General features: G+C 46.0%; 4 protein-coding genes and 1 pseudogene. All 5 read left to right on the top strand.

From position 1 onward, the window contains the following. Positions 1 to 96: 96 nt before the first annotated feature. Positions 97 to 360 (top strand): annotated as a pseudogene (locus M2470_RS18345) (DUF4138 domain-containing protein); the annotation flags it as partial. Between the two features lie 2 nt (positions 361 to 362). Then, complete coding sequence (locus M2470_RS18350) at positions 363 to 947, top strand: conjugal transfer protein TraO (protein ID WP_280746437.1); 585 nt, start codon at positions 363 to 365, stop codon at positions 945 to 947. Between the two features lie 10 nt (positions 948 to 957). Next, positions 958 to 1401, top strand: coding sequence for a DUF3872 domain-containing protein (locus M2470_RS18355; protein ID WP_280746438.1), 444 nt, complete (start codon positions 958 to 960; stop codon positions 1399 to 1401). Between the two features lie 64 nt (positions 1402 to 1465). Next, on the top strand, positions 1466 to 2044 hold the full coding sequence (locus M2470_RS18360) for a M23 family metallopeptidase (RefSeq protein WP_280746439.1): 579 nt from the start codon (positions 1466 to 1468) through the stop codon (positions 2042 to 2044). Between the two features lie 66 nt (positions 2045 to 2110). After that, entirely contained in the window at positions 2111 to 2563 is a 453-nt protein-coding gene (locus tag M2470_RS18365; protein WP_280746440.1) for a PH domain-containing protein, read from the top strand. Positions 2564 to 2776 lie beyond the last annotated feature (213 nt).

The raw sequence follows: 2776 nt of genomic DNA on the forward strand, positions 1-2776 counted from the left end.
AGCCGGATACGCTGAGAGGTGTAAGTCCGGTTCGGGGGCGAGTGCTTGGAAACCTACCATAGAAATATGATAAGGCGCTGGGGGCTTAGCCTACTTAAGATAGTCGATAAAAAGGTAGCCAAGCGCACGGCAATCCAGGAGCAGGTTATCTGGCCGCTCCGGGCGCACAATAACCTGACCGTAATAGGCGGTAACCGCACAGAGCGGGTGGTTTTTACCCTGCCTAAATTCACTATCCCGGATGATAAAATGCTGGTCGTGGAACTCAACGAGCAGGAAGGCGGGCGGCATCAGTCGTTCACGGTCGATAACGCAGACCTGGTACGTGCAAAGGTTATTAACGAACTGAAGGTAAAATAACCATGAAAGGCAAATTAATCATACTTACGCTGGCGTTATGCTTCGCCCTTCCGGGCGGATCATACGCCCAGCGTTGCCTGCCCGGTATGCGAGGCATACAGGTAACAGGCGGCATGGTTGACGGTATCTATTCGTCCAAACCGGATAACGAAGCCGGATATTACTTCGGGGCGGCTATGGCTACCTATGCGAAGAACGGCAATAAATGGGTGTTCGGAGCGGAATTTATGCAACGGCATTACCCATACCGGGAAATCCGCATACCTGTTTCGCAATTTACAGCGGAAGGTGGATTTTATCTTAAAATCCTGTCCGATGCTTCAAAAACTTTCTTCCTGAATTTGGGAGGCTCTGCCCTTGTTGGGTATGAAACTGTGAATTGGGGCGAGAAGTCGCTTTATGACGGCTCGACGCTCCGGGATAAAGACGCTTTTATCGGAGGCGGGGCTATCACGCTGGAAATTGAAACATACCTGTCCGACCGGGTTGTATTGCTGTTTACAGGCCGGGAGCGGGTGCTGTGGGGTAACTCTACGGGGCATTTTCATACGCAATTTGGTATCGGGCTAAAGTTTATAATCAATTAAAAACGATGTTATGAAAAAGTTTAGAAGATATTTAGCGCTTACTGTGTGGGTGTCCGCAATCGTCCTTATGTTCGTGTCTTGCGAGAGCGACCTGGACGTAAAGCAGGTATATAGTTTCGGCCTGGAAACGATGCCTGTGCAAAAGAAGATAGCAAACGGAGAAACGGCGGAAATCAGGTGTATGTTACTCCGGGAAGGGGACTATGACCAGGCACGGTATTATATCCGCTATTTCCAGCCGGACGGCAAGGGAGAGCTTCGCATGGACGACGGGACAGTATTTGCGCCGAACGACCTTTACCCGCTCGATAGAATGGTATTCCGCTTATATTACACGTCGCACTGTGAGGATCAGCAGGTAATCGACGTATATATACAGGATAATTACGGGCAGGTAGTATCGGCGTCGTTCTCGTTTCAGAACGACGGGAAAGACGATACGGAAGATGAATAGCTGACGATGTGGGAAAAGCAAGTACCCGGATTATTTCGGGTACTTGCTGTATTTACAGGTTAATATGAAATATATAATAACGCTTTTCATCATTCTGCTACATTTGTCCGTATGGGGGCAAGGTGGAAAACCGGAAATAGAAAAGCATATAGAACCGATTTACTCTGCGGGAGAGTTTCAGCGTATTGCCGATTCAATGCAGATGTTTATTGACGAAGTATGCGACTATCCCGTAATTTTCCCGATCAGGAAGCCGTGCCGGATTTCATCGGGTTTTGGTATGCGTTATCATCCGATTTATAAAAGACGAAAATTCCACACAGGGATTGATTTACCCGAAACAAAAGGCACGCCCGTCTATGCCACAGGTAACGGCATTGTAGTCCGAAAGGGTTATTGTTCGGGGTATGGAAATTATATCGAGATTCAGCACGCGGGCGGCTTTCGTTCTTTTTACGCGCATTTAAGTCGAACGACGGTAAATATAGGCGATCAGGTAGGCATTGCTACTCAAATAGCTTGTGTCGGTAGCACGGGAATATCCACAGGCAGCCACTTACATTATGAAGTTAGGAAAGGCAAACGCTACCTAAATCCGGCTGAATGGTGCTACCTGTTGTTTGAAGTAATGAAAAACAAATGATTATTCTTTGTACTGTCCTGGAAATATGTATATTTACAGGCGTTCTTAAATAAAAATCAGGTCATTATGAACTATATCGAAGCAAATCTACAACCCGGAGAAGAAATAAAATACGCTGCAAAGCTACATTTCTTCCTGTTCATGCAGCCGATTATACTGCTGCTCATCGGCGCTTTCCTGGCATCAAGCCCTAAAGAAATATCAGCCATGACCCACTATGCGGGGTTATTGATTTTATTTTTCGGTTTGGTGTCGCTTGTGCAAAGGCTACTCGTAAAAATAGGTTCGGCTTATGCTGTTACCAACAAACGGGTAATACTTAAAACAGGCGTAATCAGCCGCAAGGCGGTCGATTTGGTGCTGGCGAAATGCGAGGGCTTGCAAATAAAACAAAGTGTTTTAGGAAGAATTTTTAACTTCGGGACAATTACCGTTACCACCGGGGGCGCTACGAGTTCATTTCCGTTTATCGCCAATCCGCTACGGTTCAAGAAAGAGATAAACCAACAAATTGGGTAATAATGGAAAATCCGGCCTTGTGAGCCGGATTTTTTATGCACGGGCGGATAGCCGACACCGCCTGCTATTGAGGCTTTTTGTTACTTTTTCTCCCGCCTTCTTTTTGTTCGCTCATGGAAAAACCTTAGGTTTGCATTGTAATTATTTTATAAACTATAATGAGTGAACCGTATGGAAAAAGAGAAATGTAAAGTCTATGTTACTATTTGGGAC

It is taken from the genome of Parabacteroides sp. PH5-46 (genome assembly GCF_029892785.1).
In the GTDB taxonomy this organism is placed as follows: domain Bacteria; phylum Bacteroidota; class Bacteroidia; order Bacteroidales; family Tannerellaceae; genus DFXE01.